The sequence below is a fragment of the Blautia pseudococcoides genome (assembly GCF_001689125.2).
Taxonomy (GTDB): Bacteria; Bacillota; Clostridia; order Lachnospirales; family Lachnospiraceae; genus Blautia; species Blautia pseudococcoides.
On record NZ_CP015405.2, the window covers coordinates 4,968,335 to 4,986,646 of the forward strand.

Sequence of the window (18,312 nt, forward strand, 5' to 3'; positions counted from 1 at the left end):
CAGGGGAGGTGACCGGAGATATAATACGCCGGGGCGGCTTATGTAGTGGCTGTCCCAGCGTTTTTTATATTATTTCCCCATCTTCTTCACATAAGCCGAGGGCGTAAGCCCTGTACACTTTTTGAAAATCTTACTGAAGTAATAAGGCGTATTCCCGCAACCTACAAGCTGGGCCACGTTTTGGATCTGCTCCGTATCCCGGGCAGCCAGAATCTCTTTTGCCTTCTGCACTCTTAATTTCATAAGAAATCCCGAAAACTTTTCCCCTGTCTCCTTTGTAAAACAGCGGCTTACATAGTTCACATTCATATACAGATAATTTTCAGAGATCCATTTCAGCGTCAGATCCGGGTTGGAGTAGTGTTCATAAATGTAGTCGATCAGCCGCGAGATAAAAGGGCTGTACTGTTTGGTGTTAAAAGACTGCACTTCAGAAAGCTTATTCATATAATCCAGCACGGACTCTGCAATACGGCCTGTATCCTCCTCTTTGTGGAGCTGGTACAAAAAATCCGTGATTTCCGGCAGTGTGTGGGAGGGGAGCTGTGTCCCCAAAGAGATAATTATATTATCCGATAACTGGAGCAGAAAATCCTTATTGGAAATAGCATAGAGTATTTTTTTCAGCTCCATTACAATCTCCTCCCTGCCCTCTGCATTTTTATCCGCAAGCACAGGCACCAGCCGGTTTACACGGTCTACAATCTGCCCATAGTTAAAATTGGGGACTGCATCTGTGCCGTCTATAAAATAAAGAATATCGTACCGTTTCAGTTTTTGGATCAGCATAGTGAGCAGAGTCTTCAGATCCGCATATCTCATACGGCTGTACTCCACAGACACCGTCTGTCCGGGGAAATCCAGGCCCTTGAAAAAGCTGTCAAGCTGCACATAGGAGGTCTCAAAATTAGGGAAGAAGACCAGAAGGACATTTTGAATATAGACAGCATAACGTTCCACATCCGGCATATTTTCCCGGCAGTAGTCATCAAACCGTTCCAGGCATCCTGCCAGATTTTTCTCCTCCAGATAATAGACGCTGCAGAACTGATAAGGCACATCCGTCAGGTTAATATAATGTTCGTACAAGTCAAAAAAGGTATTTGTCACCTGTGCACAGGAGATTCCCTCCCGTATGATATTCCGGATCAGGGTTTTGTGCAGATTATGGAAAGCCCGGCTGTCCTGCTCCGGTTTCATATCCCTTGCAAAAGCGATTTTATAGTAATCCTTAGTCACTTCCTGAATGCAGTCAATGATCTGGATCTCTGTGCAGGGCTTCAGCAGATAATGCTGGACGCCGCATTTCATAGCTCTCTTGGCATACTCAAATTCCCCGTATCCGGAGAGGATCACAAACTGGGTGCACAAATCCGTGCGGTTGATCCTCTCGATCAATTCCAGGCCTGAAATGCCGGGCATCCTAATATCTGTTATCACAATATCCGGGCATTCATCCAGAATGGTGTGATAGGCTTCCACCCCGTCTGTACAGGTTCCCACCAGTTGAATATTATAGGCTTTCCAGTCAATAATGTTGGCAATGGCCTGGCAGATCATTTCCTCGTCATCCACGATCAATAGTTTTAACATGGTTTGTTCTCCTCTTTCTGTGCATAAGGAATGTGTATTTCTGCTGCTGCACATTCTTCATAAGTCTCTTCATCTTCAATGGTATATAAATGCAGTCCGTATTCACTGCCGTAAGTCATCTGGATCCGTTTGTGGATATTCAGGATTCCGATTCCAAATCCGTGAGGCTGTATTTCCCCGTCCAGCAGCTTTTCCATGAAATTTTCCTCAAAGGCGGAACCTGTATTCATGATCTTCAGGATTACCGTGTTGTCCTCTGTATGGGAAGTGATGGTAATATAGCAGGTTTCGGAGGATTCCTCCAAACCATAGCGGATGGCATTTTCCAGCAATGGCTGCAGCGTGAATTTGGGAATGGGAATATCCAGGAGGCTGTCAGGGATCTTCACAGAGAAATCCAGCCGTTTCTGATACCTGATTTTCTGTATGATAATATAATTGTCCACAATGGTAAGCTCCTGGCGCAGGGTAAAGTCCTTGGAATTGTTGCCGAGAGACAAGCGCAGCAGGTTTCCAAGGGCTGTGGTGATTTGAGAAATCTCTTCTGATTTGATCATGCGTGCCCGCCAGTTGATAGAGTCCAGAGTATTATACAGAAAGTGGGGGTCCATCTGGCTTTCCATTGCCTTGATCTGAGCCTCTTTTTTCAGCAGCTCATTGACATAATTTTCATTGATCAGGGTATTGATTTTTTCTACCATGGTATCGAAATTTTTATAGAGAAGCCCGATTTCATCCTGCTGATATGCCCTGGGCGCAGCGTCAATCTCGTATTTGCCTTCCCCGAATTGTTTCATATTTTCAATAAGACGGTCAAAATGCCTGAAAAGCGCAAAGACCAGTTTGGTGCTGAAAATCCCCACCATGATCACAGCCAATACCATAATAAGGAAAAAGGACTGGCTGGAGAGCGTGATGGCCTGATAGATGGAAGTATAGGAGACTGTGCAGATATAATTCCAGCCATAGATGGGAATCAAACCACTAACAGCAAACAGTTTTTCGTTTTTCAGGGAGACAACATCATAGTCTCCTTTTAATTCTTTATACAATTGGTCGGAATCTTCCCGGGACAGCGCACTGTCATTAAATATGAGGCTGTTATCATCATACAGGTAATAAGAGATATCTTCAAACTCCGCGCTGGCGGCTGTGGCGGCAGAGATAATAGCATCCATATCTATATTTATGATCAGAACACCCAGAGAATCCAGACTGAGACCTTCTATTTTCCGCAGTTCCTTTACAATGAAGATCCCGTAGTCAGGCCCGTGATCTGTGACCGTCACAGTGGCTCCCTGGTTGTCCCAGGCTGTCTTGAGCAGTTTGCTGCGGACAGATTCCGGTACAGTCTGGAACTTCCGGTTGGAAGTGCTGATGACATCATTTCCCTGTAACACGGAGATATAAGAAATGGCGTCACTGTTAAAAATAAAGAAATAATCACAAAGAGTGGAGTACACCTGGTTAAAACAAAGTTGTTTTTCGGAGTTCTGGGTGCTCTTGCCTGACCGGTCCAGACTGTCCTGTATGGTCTGGTTTGCCAGTATGGAATCCACAATAGTATCAATGTACTGAAGCTGGTCGGAAATTTCCAGTGCGGAATCGGTGAGAGTGGCCGCAATGGAATTGTACAGCTTTTTTTCATAAGAATTTGACACAAAATTCAGACTGACGATCCCGGCCAGGAAAAGCACCAGAAATCCGGTCAGGATAACGGTCAGTATTTTGTATTTCAGGGACATGCTTTGTATTCTTCCCGTTTTTTTCATGGTCTACGCCCTTCTTTTCAGTGTGAAATGAAATCTGTCTCCTCTGCCCTCGCCTCCCTGGGGGAGAGAAACAGGGGATTAAAAAAATTATAGTAAAATAAAGATAAAAGTGCAATTGATTTACCCGGAAAAAACAAACAAAAAATGCCGGAAGTCAATTATTTACAGGTAAAGTAATTTTTTTGCTGCTGCAGGTGTGTTTTTTGTGTTTGGAAGTAAGTTTTATCAATTTTCATCCGGGGAAAACCATTATATAATGAGATACATCAAGAGGAGCTTCTCAAAAGAAAATATGGAGGAAAAACAGGTGAAAAGGAAATATTTAAAAAGAGCAGCAGCAGTGGCACTGGCATGTGCACTGGCAGCGGGTTCCATGACAGCGTGCGGATCAGACAAGAGCGGAAGCGGAAGTAAAGAGGGAGCGGCATCAGGGGAACTGACCATGGCCTGGTGGGGAAACCAGGTAAGAAATGAGCGTACACAGCAGGTACTGGATAAATATAAGGAAGAAGAGGGAACCACAGTTAAGGGACAGTTCTTCCAGTGGGATGATTACTGGAGTAAAATGGCTACCTCAGCGGCAGGCAAAAAAATGCCGGACATCATCCAGATGGATATGTCATATCTGCAGCAATACGTGGACAAAAGCCAGCTTTTAGATTTAACACCCTATATTGAAGACGGAACTCTGGATACCTCCAATCTGTCAGAAGACGCAGTCAATATGGGCAAGGTGGGAGACAAGATTTACGGCGTTGCAGCCGGGACCAGTGCCTCCTGTATGTTCTATAATAAGACTCTGCTGGATGAATTGGGGATCACGATCAAGGACAATATGACTCTGGATGAGTTTATCGAAATCGCAAAACAGGTCTATGATAAGACAGGCTACCGGGCAAACCTCATCCATTACGGAATGTACATGGAAGTCTACGCAAGGGCCAATGAGATTCAGGTAGTGGATAAACTTGGCGGAGAGAGCGCAGAGGACTATGTAGATTACTTTAAAATTTCTGAAGACGGTGTCAAAGAGGGATGGCACATCTCCCCCAGCCAGGCGGCTGATACAGCCAGCGTTGAGGAAGACCCAATGGTATACGGCTCCAACCCGGACAATATGACCTGGTGTACGATCAATGGTTCTGCCATGCTGACCGCTTACCAGACAGCAGCACCGGAGGGAACAGACATTGCGATCACAACCATACCATCCACAGACCCGAAAAAATCCAACTATGTAAAACCTAGTATGTATTACTGTGTGAGCGCTGATACGAAAAATCCGGAAGAGGCAGTCAAAGTGCTGAATTATTTTACAAATTCTTCAGAGGCATACAAGATTCTACTGGCAGAAAGAGGAATCCCGGTGTCCAGCAAGATTTCAGAGGAGATCATGCCATTGCTCAGCCAGGAAGACCAGGAAAATGCTGCATTTATCACAGACGTGATCACGCCCAATTCCAGTGCATTGCCGCCTCTGGCACCGGAGGGGACCAGCGAGGCTCAGGATCTGCTGAGAAAGCTGGAGGAGAAAGTGAAATACGGGGAATATACTTCGGAGCAGGCTGCCGAGGAATATTTCAACAGCGCAAACGAAATTTACGCGGAACATCAATAAAATGATCAAGGCTGCTGTAGTCTTTGGGACGGCGGCAGCCCTTTTTCTGCCTTTAGAGAGGAGAGAAGATTTTGAAACCTACCAGTAAAAAATTATACAAGTTTTTAAATAAGGAAAAGACAGCAGGAGTTGTATTCTGCCTTCCTTTTATCATAGGATTTTTGGTTTTTCTGATCATACCTATGGGAATCTCTTTTTACTACTCCCTGTGTGACTATGACATATTGTCCCCGCCGGAGTTTGTGGGACTCAAGAACTACATAGATATGTTTACAAATGATGAAGTGTTCTGGCATTCCATCAAAGCGACTCTTTATTTCGCGCTGGTGTCTGTTCCGCTGCGGCTTATTTTTGCCCTGTTGGTGGCTATGATACTGGTGAAACCAACAAAAGCTACAGGTTTTTACCGTGCTGCATACTATCTGCCATCCATCATCGGCGGCTCTGTGGCAGTGGCTATTTTATGGAAGAGGATGTTTGCACCTGACGGTGTTGTGAACAGCATTCTGGGAATGCTGGGAATTGATACAAACTTTGCCTGGCTCAGTGATACCAGGACAGCGATCTGGACATTGATCCTGCTGGCTGTGTGGCAGTTCGGTTCCTCCATGCTGATTTTCCTTTCCGCATTAAAGCAGATTCCAAAATCTCTGTATGAGGCAGCAGATGTAGACGGCGCGGGCAAGGTGACAAAGTTTTTCCGCGTTACCCTGCCGCTTCTGACCCCTACTATTTTCTTTAATCTGGTTATGCAGGTGATCAACGGGTTCCTGGCGTTTACACAGAGTTTGATCATTACACAGGGGAAACCTATGGATACCACCTTATTTTACGCTGTGTATATGTACCAGCAGTCCTTCTCCTTCAGCAAATCCGGATATGCATCCGCAATGGCATGGGTTATGCTGGGCATTATTGCGGTGATCACATTTGTGTTGTTTAAGACGAAAAAATATTGGGTATATGAACAGGGGTGAGATTGTGAAAACGAAGAATATAAGAACAGTTGTCTATCATGTTTTAGTCTGCGGTTTCGGATTAGCCATGCTGTATCCGCTCTGCTGGATGTTCATGAGCTCTTTCAAGGAGACAAGCACCATTTTTACAACAGCGGGAAGCCTGATTCCTGAAACATTTACACTGGAGAATTATTCCAATGGCTGGAGAGGTTTTGCGGGCGTGTCCTTTGGTACCTTTTTTAAAAATTCTCTCTTTATAGCAGTTGTGGGTACCATCGGTACGCTGGCATCCTCCGCCTGTGTGGCTTACGGCTTTGCCAGATGCCAGTTCAGGGGCAAGAAGATTTTGTTTGGCGCCATGCTGGCCTCCATGATGCTGCCGGGACAGATCCTTATGGTACCCCAGTATCTGTGGTATGAAAAGCTAGGCTGGGTAGGCAGTTTTTCTCCGCTAATCGTTCCGTTTTTCTTTGCCATTCAGGGATTTTTCGTATATTTGATGATGAATTTTATTGAAGGCATCCCCACAGAGCTGGACGAGGCCGCTAAGATTGACGGATGCTCCTATTATGGGATTTTCTTCCGCATCATTCTGCCGCTAATGGCACCGTCGCTGATCACAGGCGGTATCTTCTCCTTTATGTGGAGATGGGATGATTTTATGTCAGCGCTGCTTTATATCAATGATGCTGCCATGTATCCGGTTGCCCTGGCTCTCAAATTGTTCTGTGATCCGGGTTCTTCCTCAGATTATGGTGCCATGTTTGCAATGGCGACGCTTTCCATTGTGCCTATTGTGCTGATATTTATTTTCTTCCAGAAATATCTGGCGGATGGTATCGCTACCTCGGGATTAAAGGGTTGATAAAAGAATATCCGAAAGAAGAGAGACTAGGAGGAAATTATGTGTAACTGGGAGCAGGCATGGCTTGCATATGAACCGATAGAAAATCAGAAGAACAGGAAATTTTTTGAGTCTGTCTATACAGACCAAAACGGAGAGCTGGTCAAAAGCGCTCTGCAGGAAATAGAGACGGCATCTGAAAAACTATTCAACATTCAGATCATCAAGACGGATGACAGGGAGAAAGCAGGAATTCGGTTAGAAATAGATCCGACACTGGACCTGGGGATGGAAGGATATGAGATAACCGAAGAAAATGACAGAATCCATATCCGTGCAGCCAGGGTAAACGGACTTTTGTACGGAACCTTCCGGTTTCTTCTTATGGTTTCCGCAGGAAAAGATATCACGGGTATTTCCCTTCAGGAAAACCCGCAGAACCCCATTAGAATGCTGAATCAGTGGGATAACATAGACGGCAGCATTGAGCGCGGTTACGCAGGAAACTCTTTTTTTTATGAAAACGGAAAAGTATGCGTAACGAAGCGGATCACAGATTATGCCAGACTGCTTTGTTCCGTTGGAATCAATGCAATTTCCATCAATAATGTGAATGTCCGGGACGGGGCAGAATGGCTTATCACAGAAAAGCACTATAACGAATTGGAGCAGATTTCCGGTATCTTTGGGAAATACGGTATTTCCATGTATCTGTGCATTGATTTTGCAGCGCCCATGACTCTGGACGGGCTTCCCTGCGCGGATCCGCTGAATGAGGAAGTGAGGAACTGGTGGGAGAAAAAATGCGGAGAAATCTTCAGCCGGATTCCCAATATGGGAGGTTTTCTTGTAAAGGCGGACTCTGAGGGACGTCCAGGTCCTTTTGCATACGGCAGGAACCATGCGGATGGCGCCAACATGCTGGCCCGTGCGGTAAAGCCTTATGGAGGAACGATCATCTGGAGATGCTTTGTGTACAATTGTCAGCAGGACTGGCGGGACCGCAGGACAGACCGTGCATGTGCCGGGTATGACAATTTTATGCCTCTGGACGGAAAATTTGATGACAATGTGATCCTCCAGATCAAAAACGGCCCCATTGATTTCCAGGTGAGAGAACCTGTGCATCCCCTTTTCGGCGGCCTGCAGCACACCAACCAGATGCTTGAAGTACAGATAGCTCAGGAATACACAGGCCAGCAGATTGATGTGTGTTATCTTGTTCCCATGTGGAAAGAAGTGCTGAATTTTTCTACAGGCTGTGGAAAACCCCAAGATACAGTTGCGGACATAGTCTCCGGCAGGACATTCGGACAGCAGAAATGCGGCATGGCTGCTGTCGCCAACACAGGAAAGGACGCCAACTGGACAGGACATGACCTTGCAGGCGCCAACTTGTACGGCTTCGGACGCCTGGCCTGGAATCCTCAGATATCAGCAGAAGAAATCGTGCAGGAGTGGATTTCCCTGCAGATCAGCAGAGACAGTGATGTGAAGAAGATGATCTCAGATATCCTTCTTCGTTCCAGAGAAGTTTACGAAAAATATACGGCGCCTTTGGGAATCGGTTTTATGGTAAACCCTGCATACCACTATGGGCCGAATCCGGAAGGATACGAATACTCCAAATGGGGCACCTACCACAGGGCTGACCATCTGGCCGTGGGTGTGGACAGAAGCGAAAAGGGCACCGGATACAGTGAACAGTATTTTGAGAAAAATGCAGCTCTGTACAGAGATACCGAAAGTTGCCCGGAGAATCTGCTGCTGTTTTTCCACCGTGTTCCCTATACATACCGGCTGCGTTCCGGGAAAACATTGATTCAGCATATATATGACAGTCATTTTGAGGGATATGCTGATGTTCAAAAAATGCAGAGAGACTGGAACTGCCTGGAAGATAAAATTCCGCAGCACATTTTTCAAAGAGTCAAAGAACGCTTTATGCGCCAGGCAGAAAACAGCCGGGAATGGTGCGATGTGATCAACAGTTTCTTCTATAGAAAATCCATGATTCCGGACGAAATGGGAAGAGAGATCTTTTGAGAAATAAAATCCTCCTGTCTGATAACAGTGATGTTACAGGCAGGGGGATTTTGTGTAGAAATCAGGAAGATACTGGTGAAATATTTTTATGATAATGGTACAATGATATTATTGTTACGGATAATTTTGATAGCAGGAGAAATTCAGCTATGGAACAGATATTCCATAAGAGTTCTAATAATAGGAGGAAAAAATGCTTACATCATTAGTGATAGGTATAATATCCGGCTGGATAGCCGGGAGGATCATGGACGTGAAAAAAGGAGGCTTCATTAGAACGATCATCACCGGAATCGCTGGCTCCTTTGTGGGCAGTGCCGTTATCTTCGCCGGTCAGCCACAAGGGTTTTGCTGCAGGCGGCCGTGCTGCCGGTGGAAATGGAGTTGGACAGATACAGAGCATTTGTGAAAACAGCGAAGCCGGGGGAGTAAATTCCTCCGGCTCTCTTTTTTATAAGACTCCGGAATCTGCGCGGTCAATTTTATGTCGCATAGTTTGCCGTACCGTGATGTGATTCTCAGCAGCCAGAGCCATACGCCACCCTATGCAGCAAAAATCCCTATCATCGCCCTGACAGCAAATTCATTCCAAGTGGATAAAGATATGGCGGAAGAAGCCGAATGCTGCCATATTCAAAACATGTCTTGACGTACGCAAAAACGTACGGTATAATATAGAAAAGGAGATGATACCATGACTGCAATAAATGCAACGAAAGCAAGAGAATCCTTATATCAGCTTATTACAGATGTTAATACGACTAGTGAACCTATAACGATCACTAATAACAGAGGAAAAAATGCAGTTCTATTATCCGAGGATGACTGGAATGCTATACAAGAAACATTATACCTTATTTCCATACCAGGAATGGCGGAATCTATTGTTACTGGTGGAAACACACCTATTGAGGAATGTTTGTCAGAGGATGAGGTAGACTGGTAGATGTATAGAATCGTATATGAAAAACAGGCTGTGAAGGATATCAAAAAACTTAAATCAGCAAAACTAGATAAAAAGGCAAAGGAACTGATAGAAATTATCCGGGAGGATCCTTTTCAAAGCCCACCACCATATGAAGGACTGGTAGGAAACCTACAAGGTTTTTATTCAAGAAGGATTAATATTCAACAGAGACTTGTATACCAGATTTATGCTGAAGCAGTTGAGATTGATAATGTTGAGTATCAGGGCACAATTAAAATAATTCGTATGTGGTCACATTACGATGGCATGAGATAATGAAAGACACCAGTTAGGAGAACATATTATTCCTTGACTGGTGTTTTTCCACATCCTGCTGCCACTGCTATAGGTATATATGTGATGGCCGAACTATTCTGTAGAAAAATGTTGATTACCTCAAAAAACCCTTGAAATACAGGCACGTTCGCAGGATTTGAGATTGAATTTACTACCGATTTACTACTTTTAACGGATTGCGCCTTGATATGCCTGACCTATCTTGCGAGTAAACCCCAAAGCCACCGCGACCAAAAGGCGCGGCACGTCGGCATGAATAATGAAATATAACACCGCACAGGCGGCGTTTCTTACTCCCAACCGGGTAACAGGAACGCCGCTATTTTTTGCCCTCATGTTACGCAGTAGGGGCAGAAAAAGCCTTGATTTCCGTTCCGGGAAAAAGAACTGGTCTACCGATACATCAAGCAAGGTTACAAGCTCATACAAAATCTGTAAACTCGGGTGCTGCCCGCTTTTTTCAATGGACGCGATATAGCGCGGCGCAATGTTCAGCGTGTCCGCTAACTGATTGCGCGATATTCCCTTTGCTTTCCTTGCTGCTTTAATGGCTTGCCCAAAAGCCTTAAAATCAAACTTTTCTTTACTCTGCTTCATAGTCATTTCACCCAACTACATTTTACTGTTCATCTCCTTTGCGAGATATGATTACACATATCATAGTATTGACCGGAATAAAGCATATTACCATTTTTCAATGCAAACCATACATTAAGCAGTATTGACAAGTAGACCCCTCCTTTATTATAATTGTTGTTATATAACGATAATTATAATAAAGGAGGGGGGTGTGATAAATGCCACCAAAGGCAAAAATTACAAGAGAAATGATTATAGATGCAGCACTTGAAATTGCAAGACAGGAGGGCGCAGAAAATATAAATGCAAGGACTGTTTCAAAAAAACTTAGCTGTTCAACACAGCCTATCTTATATTATTTTGAAAGAATTGAAGATGTCCGAATTGCAGCCCATAAAAAAGGAAGAGAATTTCACATTAGTTATGTGACAGATTTAAGTGGTAACTATGAAAGACCTACGTTAGAAATGGGAATGAGATATATTCAATTTGCCGTAGAAGAAAAAAATCTTTTTCGATTTCTATTTCATTCAAATTACTATACAAGTGGAAATCTTTCTGATTGGCTTACAGAAGAAAATCTGGGTGCCGTATTTTCTGTTTTGAAAATACAAGCAGAGGTAGATATAAAACAAGCATATAGTATCTTTTCTCAAATTTACTTGGTAACACATGGAATAGCCAGTCTACTTGCTAACAATACAATGATATATGATAAGACATATTGTATAAAAACTTTGTCTAATGCTTATTTGGGAGCAATGTATCTGATGAAAGAAGGGAATTTATTATGAAAAGCGCAACACAGATAGGACTGAAGAAAACAATAGCAATGGTTTTTGTTATAACAGGGATATTCACTACTCTATATCTTATAATCGGAACACTATTACCACAACTACCGACTATTTTGATATTCTGTATATTAGGGGGATTGTTTTTATTACCTGCTGAATGGTTCCTAATGTTACGGCAGAGTAAAAAAAACTATGGCAGATATTCAATTAAGGTTGCACTGACTGGACAAGAGAAACAGTCTATACAACATATATTCTTTATTGCATTCGTATTATTTGGCATAGCAGGAATATTTTCGTTTACAATTCAGCCACTTGAGAACGCGCTACTGTTGACGTTTCGTGAAAAGTTATTGTTGTTTTTGCCTATTGGTTTTGATTGGAGTAATATAGAATACATAAAGAGTTTTCCTAAAAATATTATTTTAGCTACTTGTGCAGTGTATTTTATATTCAATGTTTTTGCTGGTCCAATTACAGAAGAATTTTTCTTTCGTGGATATTTAACAGCACATAACAATGAATATGAAAAATGGACACCAGTAATTATAACCATTATTTTTTCGTTATATCATTTTTGGCTTCCGTTTCATAATATTTTTCGTATTTTTGTATTTTTACCTATGGCGTATATCAGTTATCGGAAAAAGAATATATATTTTTGCATGGTTTCTCATATCTTATGTAATTTATTCTCAACAATTTCATTTATTATAGCCATAGTCAATTAAATTTAAGTGTTCCATGTGAATTATAAGTGAGGATAAGTGATGAATAAGAAAGAAAATTGGATTTTATGTCCCATCTGTGGAAATAAAACAAGGTTAAAAAATAGAGAAGATACAGAATTAAGAATTTCCGAGCTTTGCGGGCTGACCGATACCGACCTTGACTTTGAGAACAGGATAATCAATGTAGACCACCAACTTTTGAGAATTAAGGAAACAGGTTACTATATTGAAACACCGAAAACAAAAAGCGGTATTCGTCAAATCCCCATGAGCGCAAAGGTATTTGAAGCATTGAAGCGGGTACAGACACGACGCAGGAACGCGAAGCCACTTATCATTGGAGGGTACAGCAGTTTCCTTTTTCTTAACCGGGACGGCTGCCCGGAAACGGCAGTCAATTATGATACCATGTTCCGGGGGCTTGTGAAGAAGTACAACAAGCACCATAAGGAAGCCCTACCAAAGACAGTGACCCCGCACACCTTACGTCATACGTTCTGCACCACTATGGCAAATGCCGGAATGAATCCGAAAGCATTACAGTACATTATGGGACATTCCAACATAACCATGACGCTGAACTATTACGCACACGCTACTTTCGACAGTGCAAAAGCGGAAATGCTGCGGTTAGTTGCTTAGTAGTAAAATCCAGTTTTACTACTCAAATTACTACTTCCGAAAGCAAAAACCTAAGCAGATATAAGAGTATATGTGAGTATCTTCCGATACGAAAAATGCCGGAAATGCCTGTAAATACAGGATATGCCGGCATATAAGAACTTCTAAAGAGATAATCAAAAATCATATAAAGTTTTATATATACATCCACAAAAACCCTTGAAAAATATAGTCAAATGCGCTATAATTCCCAATAGAATAAAAGAAAATTCTTCGGGGCAGGGTGTAACTCCCTACCGGCGGTAGAGTCCGCGACCCATGTAAATGGCTGAACCGGTGTGATTCCGGTACCGACAGTTAAAGTCTGGATGAGAGAAGAAAATGTATGTCATAATACAGAATTCATCAATGCCCTGATTTCAGGGCATTTTCTCGTTGGTCCAATGCAAGGACACCAGGATGGAATCTGCACATCAATGACAGAAAAGAAGAATTTCCTTTTATGAAACCATCATAAAAAGGAGAGAATGAAAATGAGTAATGACGCAATTGTAAACAAAAGGCCTGCAGGGGCGCAGAATCGTTCTAAGATCAGGACACTGGCACAGGTAGCTATGCTTGGGGCAGTGGCTACCGTATTGATGATGATCGAGTTTCCTATCCCGGTGATCGCACCGCCGTTTTATCAGATGGACTTCTCAGAAGTATCGGTACTGGTAGGGGCGTTTGCTATGGGGCCGGTGGCTGGTATTATGATTGAGCTTTTAAAGGTGCTGCTGTATGCAGTTATCCATGGCTCCGCCACAGCGGGGGTAGGTGAGATCGCCAATTTCCTGATTGGATGTTCTTTCATTGTTCCGGCAGCATTTTTCTATAAATACCGCAGAAATAAAAAGTTTGCCGTGATCGGAATGGTGATAGGAACAATCTCAATGGCTGTTGTAGGCTGCGTGGTAAATGCATTTATCCTGCTTCCCGCATATGGGGCAGCATTTGGCATGCCGGTAAGCGCATTTATTCAGATGGGCACATCCATCCATCCCGCGATCAACAACCTGTTTACCTTTGTAGTGCTGGCAGTGGCCCCTTTTAATCTGGTGAAAGGGTGTATCATATCTGCCGTCACACTGCTTATTTATAAAAGGATCAGAGTATTACTGCGAGGAGAATAAAAATGCCGGAAATAAAAAAAGTAACGCCGCTTACAGAGAATCCCCATGTGAATCTCTACCACCTGGACGTGGAGAGTAAGACAGGCAGAAAAGGCCATTACTACGTGGCGTCCAGGGCAAAGACAGAACATGAACTGAAGATCAGGACAAAGAGAAACACCCCGGATGGTGTGATCATTTACAGCCTTTACGGAGAGAAAAAGGACAGGGTGGTGCTGGTGCGTCAGTACCGCTATGCCATTGACAGTTATATCTATGAGTTTCCGGCAGGCCTGGTAGAGCCTGGTGAGGATTACAAAGAGGCCGGGATCAGAGAAATGAAAGAGGAAACCGGACTTGAGCTGTCCCCCATTGATGTGGATCAGGCGTACGAAAAGCCTTACTTCACAACCATTGGCATGACTGATGAATCCTGCGCCACGGTATATGGCTATACTTCCGGCCAGGTTTCCGGGGACGGGCTGGAGGACTCTGAGGAATTGGAGATCGTGCTGGCGGACAGGGAAGAAGTCAGGAGGATCCTGAGGGAAGAGAAGGCGGCCATCATGACAGCATATATGCTGATGCATTTTCTGCATGATGAGGAACCCTTTGCTTTTCTCAAGAAAATCTGACAGGATAAACAGACACTTTTTCTTTTACGAATGAAATATTTCATGTTCAGAGATGCTTGATTTTATGTTAGAGGTAACTGTCAGGCTGCATCAGATTCAAAATCCGGAATGCGGATCATAAAAAATAACAACCAGATATAGTTCGCAAATTTTTCATAAAAAATTAACGGGATATGCATTGTATCCCCTGCGGATGAGAGTATACTTAAAGTAGCCGGTGCAGGCAAGATCTGCCCCGGCTACTGTCAGATTGCAATGACAGCAGTCAAAACAGGCAGGCATGGGAGATATTTAGATATGAAGAAGTGGAAAAAGTATGTAAAAGGTATTCTGGCGGCGTTGTTTACCATTTTAGGTGTTATATTGTTCATTGTTTTGGGAATCAAATTCCTCAGATTTTTTATGCCATTTGTCATCGGCTGGATCATTGCCATGATAGCAAGTCCGCTGGTGCGTATGGTGGAGCGTAAGATGAAGATAGCCAGAAAGCATACGTCCATGCTGATCATTATAGCAGTTCTGGCAGCCATAATCGGAGCCGGTTATTTTATTGGCGCAAAAGCAGTGGAGCAGACCAGTGATCTGATCAACCAGGCACCGGATATTTACGGCGGTTTCCGGGAGGATTTCCGTGAGGTGGAACATAACCTGAATAAATTCATGAAACAGCTTCCGGAAAATGTACAGACTTCTATCAACAATATACAGGATGATCTGGGAGAACGGATCGGAAAAATGGTGGGTAATATGAGCGAGTGGACTGTGGGCTATGCGGGAGACCTGGCAAAGCATCTTCCGAGTGTTCTGATCTCCATTATTTTCACCATATTGTCAGCGTATTTCTTCATTGCGGACAGGGATGGGATCCTGGAGTTTGGGCGGAATAACACGCCGCAGATCATACAGGAAAAATGGAAGGTGCTCTCAGACAGCTTCAAGAAAGTTTTCGGCGGGTATTTTAAGGCACAGTTTAAGATCATGGCGATCATTTGGGCTATACTCTGCGTGGGACTTCTGTTTCTGCAGGTGAGCTTTGCTGTTCTGGTGGCGTTTCTCATTTCTTTTTTGGATATGCTGCCGTTCTTCGGAACCGGTACTGCGCTTATTCCATGGGCTGTTTTTAAACTGCTGTCCGGTGATACAAAGTTTGCGGTTGGGCTTATCATTCTGTATTTGGTCACACAACTGCTGCGAAGGATCATAGAGCCCAAGATGGTAGGGGATTCCATTGGCATGGACCCGCTGCTTACTTTGATTTTTATGTATACAGGATACCGTATCAGCAGTGTGATAGGCATGATACTTGCAGTACCCATTGGTGCTGTTGCGATCAATTTTTATAAATCCGGAATGTTTGACAAGCCTCTTCAGTCCCTAAAGGAAGCGCTGGAGGACCTTCTGGAATGTTTTTACCGCAATACCAGGGACGACGAACAGCTAGAGAATAAAGAATAAGAGAACAGGACAAGATAGCATAAAGAGCAAATAAATCTTTATGCTATCTTAATGTGTCCTTGATATAGCTTTACGCCGTTTTAATATAAAAGAATTTAGAATATGTAGTTACAGGATAACTACTCAGCAGGCCTGTCACTGTGAAGATATGGAATAGTTACGTTACAGAACAACACATAAAGAGAATAAAAAGGGTGGAAAACTCTTATGTCAGGAATAAAGAAACATCACTGGACCACAACGAAACTCATAGTTTTTGGATATTTGGCGGTGATCACCACAGGTACGCTTCTGCTGATGCTGCCTGTGTCCAGCAGGCAGATGACTGCGGTTCCGTTTATGGATGCCTGGTTCACTGCCACATCAGCAACATGTGTCACAGGACTGGTTCTGCATGACACCTATACATTCTGGTCCTCATTCGGCCAGGGGGTTATCTTATTGTTGATACAGATAGGCGGCATTGGATTTATGACAATTGCCATTTCCGCGCTTACTATTACAAAAAGAAAGATTGGTTTGTCGCAGAGGCTTCTGATGCAGGAATCCGTGGCTGCACCTCAGGTGGGCGGGATCGTGCGTATGGCAAAGTTTGTGTTCGGCGGAACGGTATTATTCGAGGGGATCGGAGCCATTTTGCTGAGCTTTTATTTTGTTCCCAGGCTTGGACTTGGAAAAGGCATATATTTTTCCGTATTTCATTCTATCTCGGCGTTCTGTAATGCGGGAATAGATCTGATGGGGAATTTTGAACCTGGTTCTTCTCTGATGACCGCTTCGGGAAGTCCGCTGGTCAGTATTACCATTATGCTTCTTATAATAGTAGGAGGACTGGGATTTCTTGTCTGGTCAGATATCAGGGAACATAAATGGCACTATAAAAATTATAAGCTCCATACCAAGGTGGTGCTTATGGCAACAACCATTCTGATTTTCAGCGGAGCTGTCCTTATGTTTTTCTTTGAACTGGGGAAACCCTCCATGGAGGGGCGTAGTTTTGGCGAACAGGTATTATGTGCGTTTTTCCAGGCTGTAACGCCCAGAACGGCAGGCTTCAACACCGTGGATCTGACAACCCTTACCGGGTGCAGCAAAATCCTCATGGTGGGGCTGATGTTTATCGGTGGTTCCCCAGGCTCCACTGCAGGAGGGATCAAGACAACTACCATGTTTATTATGATCTTGAGTATCTGGTCGGAATTCAGGAAACGAAAGGATATTGAGTGCTTCCGCCGGAGAATGGAGGAAAATGCCCTGCGGCACGCAAGCTGTGTGACCATGCTGTACGGACTTTTGATCCTTGTGGGAACGGTTCTGATATCCTCTGCAGACGGAGTCATGATCCAGGATGCGCTGTTCGAGGCCGCGTCCGCGATCGGAACGGTGGGACTGTCCCTTGGAATCACAGCCCAGCTTGGCACTGTGTCACATATCGTTTTGATCCTGCTCATGTTTATCGGAAGAGTTGGAGGTATTACTATACTCATCGCTTTCGGCAACAGGATCGCGTGTATACCGTCAAAACTGCCAATGGAAAAAGTATCTGTAGGCTGAGGCCTATTAAAGGAGGAAAAGTAAAATATGAAATCGGTTCTTGTTGTGGGACTGGGCCGCTTTGGGCGACATATGGCCGCTAAATTGATTGAAGAGGGAAATGAAGTCCTTGCGGTTGACATAAATGAGGAGCGTGTCAATGACGCGCTTGATTTGGTGACTAATGCGCAGATTGGGGATACCACCAATGAGCATTTTATTGCTTCTCTGGGGGTGGGGAATTTTGATCTGTGTGTGGTGGCGATTGGAGATAATTTTCAGAGTTCCCTGGAAACCACAGCGCTTCTCAAGGACTATGGCGCACCCTTTGTCCTGTCAAGGGCCAACAGGGATGTACATGCAAAATTCCTTCTCAGAAACGGGGCGGATAAGGTAGTCTATCCCGAAAGAGAGATGGCAGAACGGCTGGCCGTAAAATTCGGCACGGAAAATATTTTTGATTATATTGAACTTACGCCTGATTATTCCATCTATGAAATCCCTGTGCCGGTACCGTGGGTAGGAAAATCTATTGTGGAAAAAGGAGTGCGGAATAAATATCATATCAGTATCCTGGCAGTCAAGGAACAGGAGGAAATCTACCCTCTGCCCCGCCCGGAATATGTTTTCCGGGGGAGTGAAACCCTGATCATAATGGGACATTACAAAGATGTAAGAGCGCTGGCAAAGGCGAGATAGCCGGCGCTCTTTGCC

18 protein-coding genes and 1 riboswitch are annotated in these 18,312 nt (G+C 43.9%); of the genes, 15 read left to right on the plus strand and 3 right to left on the minus strand.

Translation table 11 applies throughout. From position 1 onward, the window contains the following. Positions 1–69 precede the first annotated feature (69 nt). Positions 70–1,593: a response regulator transcription factor gene (locus A4V09_RS23290; protein WP_065544438.1), complete on the minus strand. Its 1,524-nt coding sequence runs from the start codon at positions 1,591–1,593 to the stop codon at positions 70–72. Continuing rightward, entirely contained in the window at positions 1,587–3,365 is a 1,779-nt protein-coding gene (locus A4V09_RS23295) for a sensor histidine kinase (RefSeq protein WP_065544439.1), read from the minus strand. The genes A4V09_RS23290 and A4V09_RS23295 overlap by 7 nt, the downstream gene beginning before the upstream one ends. 307 nt (positions 3,366–3,672) lie before the next feature. Between A4V09_RS23295 and A4V09_RS23300 the strand changes: the two genes are divergently transcribed. From A4V09_RS23300 to A4V09_RS23330, 7 genes are all read left to right on the plus strand, one after another. Beyond that, entirely contained in the window at positions 3,673–4,983 is a 1,311-nt protein-coding gene (locus A4V09_RS23300; RefSeq protein ID WP_242963897.1) for an ABC transporter substrate-binding protein, read from the plus strand. Positions 4,984–5,054: 71 nt separating this feature from the next. Continuing rightward, positions 5,055–5,960, plus strand: a complete 906-nt coding sequence (locus A4V09_RS23305) for a carbohydrate ABC transporter permease (protein WP_065544440.1) — start codon at positions 5,055–5,057, stop codon at positions 5,958–5,960. Further along, complete coding sequence (locus A4V09_RS23310) at positions 5,947–6,807, plus strand: carbohydrate ABC transporter permease (RefSeq protein WP_331481677.1); 861 nt, start codon at positions 5,947–5,949, stop codon at positions 6,805–6,807. The genes A4V09_RS23305 and A4V09_RS23310 overlap by 14 nt, the downstream gene beginning before the upstream one ends. 39 nt (positions 6,808–6,846) lie before the next feature. Next, positions 6,847–8,832, plus strand: coding sequence for an alpha-glucuronidase family glycosyl hydrolase (locus A4V09_RS23315; protein ID WP_065544441.1), 1,986 nt, complete (start codon positions 6,847–6,849; stop codon positions 8,830–8,832). Positions 8,833–9,025: 193 nt separating this feature from the next. Continuing rightward, entirely contained in the window at positions 9,026–9,241 is a 216-nt protein-coding gene (locus tag A4V09_RS25035) for a GlsB/YeaQ/YmgE family stress response membrane protein (protein WP_065544442.1), read from the plus strand. 285 nt (positions 9,242–9,526) lie between these two features. Next, the gene (locus tag A4V09_RS23325; protein ID WP_065544443.1) at positions 9,527–9,778 is read left to right on the plus strand and encodes a type II toxin-antitoxin system Phd/YefM family antitoxin; all 252 of its coding nucleotides are present in this window, start codon (positions 9,527–9,529) and stop codon (positions 9,776–9,778) included. Beyond that, positions 9,779–10,075: a Txe/YoeB family addiction module toxin gene (locus tag A4V09_RS23330; protein ID WP_065544444.1), complete on the plus strand. Its 297-nt coding sequence runs from the start codon at positions 9,779–9,781 to the stop codon at positions 10,073–10,075. A gap of 189 nt (positions 10,076–10,264) precedes the next feature. Here A4V09_RS23330 and A4V09_RS25665 read toward each other — a convergent pair whose 3' ends face one another. Further along, complete coding sequence (locus tag A4V09_RS25665) at positions 10,265–10,693, minus strand: helix-turn-helix transcriptional regulator (RefSeq protein ID WP_330396474.1); 429 nt, start codon at positions 10,691–10,693, stop codon at positions 10,265–10,267. Positions 10,694–10,893: 200 nt separating this feature from the next. Here A4V09_RS25665 and A4V09_RS23340 point away from each other — a divergent pair, with 200 nt between their 5' ends. The 8 genes from A4V09_RS23340 to A4V09_RS23375 all read left to right on the plus strand — a co-directional run bounded on the left by A4V09_RS23340 (position 10,894) and on the right by A4V09_RS23375 (position 18,297). Then, on the plus strand, positions 10,894–11,469 hold the full coding sequence (locus A4V09_RS23340) for a TetR/AcrR family transcriptional regulator (protein WP_065544445.1): 576 nt from the start codon (positions 10,894–10,896) through the stop codon (positions 11,467–11,469). Then, a complete protein-coding gene (locus A4V09_RS23345; protein WP_065544446.1) occupies positions 11,466–12,203 on the plus strand; it encodes a CPBP family intramembrane glutamic endopeptidase in 738 nt (245 codons plus the stop codon). The genes A4V09_RS23340 and A4V09_RS23345 overlap by 4 nt, the downstream gene beginning before the upstream one ends. A gap of 39 nt (positions 12,204–12,242) precedes the next feature. Beyond that, on the plus strand, positions 12,243–12,845 hold the full coding sequence (locus tag A4V09_RS23350) for a tyrosine-type recombinase/integrase (RefSeq protein ID WP_084043754.1): 603 nt from the start codon (positions 12,243–12,245) through the stop codon (positions 12,843–12,845). A 244-nt stretch (positions 12,846–13,089) separates the two neighbouring features. After that, positions 13,090–13,208: riboswitch (FMN riboswitch) on the plus strand. A 149-nt stretch (positions 13,209–13,357) separates the two neighbouring features. Next, positions 13,358–13,996: an ECF transporter S component gene (locus A4V09_RS23355; RefSeq protein WP_065544447.1), complete on the plus strand. Its 639-nt coding sequence runs from the start codon at positions 13,358–13,360 to the stop codon at positions 13,994–13,996. Between the two features lie 2 nt (positions 13,997–13,998). Then, positions 13,999–14,610, plus strand: coding sequence for an NUDIX hydrolase (locus A4V09_RS23360; RefSeq protein ID WP_065544448.1), 612 nt, complete (start codon positions 13,999–14,001; stop codon positions 14,608–14,610). Between the two features lie 297 nt (positions 14,611–14,907). Next, positions 14,908–16,065 carry a sporulation integral membrane protein YtvI gene (gene ytvI / locus A4V09_RS23365; protein ID WP_065544449.1) on the plus strand — a complete coding sequence of 386 codons (1,158 nt, stop codon included), beginning with the start codon at positions 14,908–14,910 and terminating at the stop codon, positions 16,063–16,065. Positions 16,066–16,272: 207 nt separating this feature from the next. Beyond that, positions 16,273–17,619 (plus strand): TrkH family potassium uptake protein, encoded by a 1,347-nt coding sequence (locus A4V09_RS23370; RefSeq protein ID WP_065544450.1) that lies wholly within the window; start codon positions 16,273–16,275, stop codon positions 17,617–17,619. Between the two features lie 27 nt (positions 17,620–17,646). Further along, positions 17,647–18,297, plus strand: a complete 651-nt coding sequence (locus A4V09_RS23375) for a potassium channel family protein (RefSeq protein ID WP_065544451.1) — start codon at positions 17,647–17,649, stop codon at positions 18,295–18,297. The last annotated feature ends 15 nt before the right edge of the window (positions 18,298–18,312 follow it).

Coding starts and splice junctions, on each gene's coding strand:
- A4V09_RS23340 (WP_065544445.1), top strand. CDS start 10,894: ATGCCACCAAAGGCAAAAATTACAAGAGAAATGATTATAGATGCAGCA.
- A4V09_RS25665 (WP_330396474.1), bottom strand. CDS start 10,693: ATGAAGCAGAGTAAAGAAAAGTTTGATTTTAAGGCTTTTGGGCAAGCC.
- A4V09_RS25035 (WP_065544442.1), top strand. CDS start 9,026: ATGCTTACATCATTAGTGATAGGTATAATATCCGGCTGGATAGCCGGG.
- A4V09_RS23375 (WP_065544451.1), top strand. CDS start 17,647: ATGAAATCGGTTCTTGTTGTGGGACTGGGCCGCTTTGGGCGACATATG.
- A4V09_RS23295 (WP_065544439.1), bottom strand. CDS start 3,365: ATGAAAAAAACGGGAAGAATACAAAGCATGTCCCTGAAATACAAAATA.
- A4V09_RS23370 (WP_065544450.1), top strand. CDS start 16,273: ATGTCAGGAATAAAGAAACATCACTGGACCACAACGAAACTCATAGTT.
- ytvI (WP_065544449.1), top strand. CDS start 14,908: ATGAAGAAGTGGAAAAAGTATGTAAAAGGTATTCTGGCGGCGTTGTTT.
- A4V09_RS23315 (WP_065544441.1), top strand. CDS start 6,847: ATGTGTAACTGGGAGCAGGCATGGCTTGCATATGAACCGATAGAAAAT.
- A4V09_RS23290 (WP_065544438.1), bottom strand. CDS start 1,593: ATGTTAAAACTATTGATCGTGGATGACGAGGAAATGATCTGCCAGGCC.
- A4V09_RS23330 (WP_065544444.1), top strand. CDS start 9,779: ATGTATAGAATCGTATATGAAAAACAGGCTGTGAAGGATATCAAAAAA.
- A4V09_RS23355 (WP_065544447.1), top strand. CDS start 13,358: ATGAGTAATGACGCAATTGTAAACAAAAGGCCTGCAGGGGCGCAGAAT.
- A4V09_RS23325 (WP_065544443.1), top strand. CDS start 9,527: ATGACTGCAATAAATGCAACGAAAGCAAGAGAATCCTTATATCAGCTT.
- A4V09_RS23360 (WP_065544448.1), top strand. CDS start 13,999: ATGCCGGAAATAAAAAAAGTAACGCCGCTTACAGAGAATCCCCATGTG.
- A4V09_RS23350 (WP_084043754.1), top strand. CDS start 12,243: ATGAATAAGAAAGAAAATTGGATTTTATGTCCCATCTGTGGAAATAAA.
- A4V09_RS23310 (WP_331481677.1), top strand. CDS start 5,947: ATGAACAGGGGTGAGATTGTGAAAACGAAGAATATAAGAACAGTTGTC.
- A4V09_RS23345 (WP_065544446.1), top strand. CDS start 11,466: ATGAAAAGCGCAACACAGATAGGACTGAAGAAAACAATAGCAATGGTT.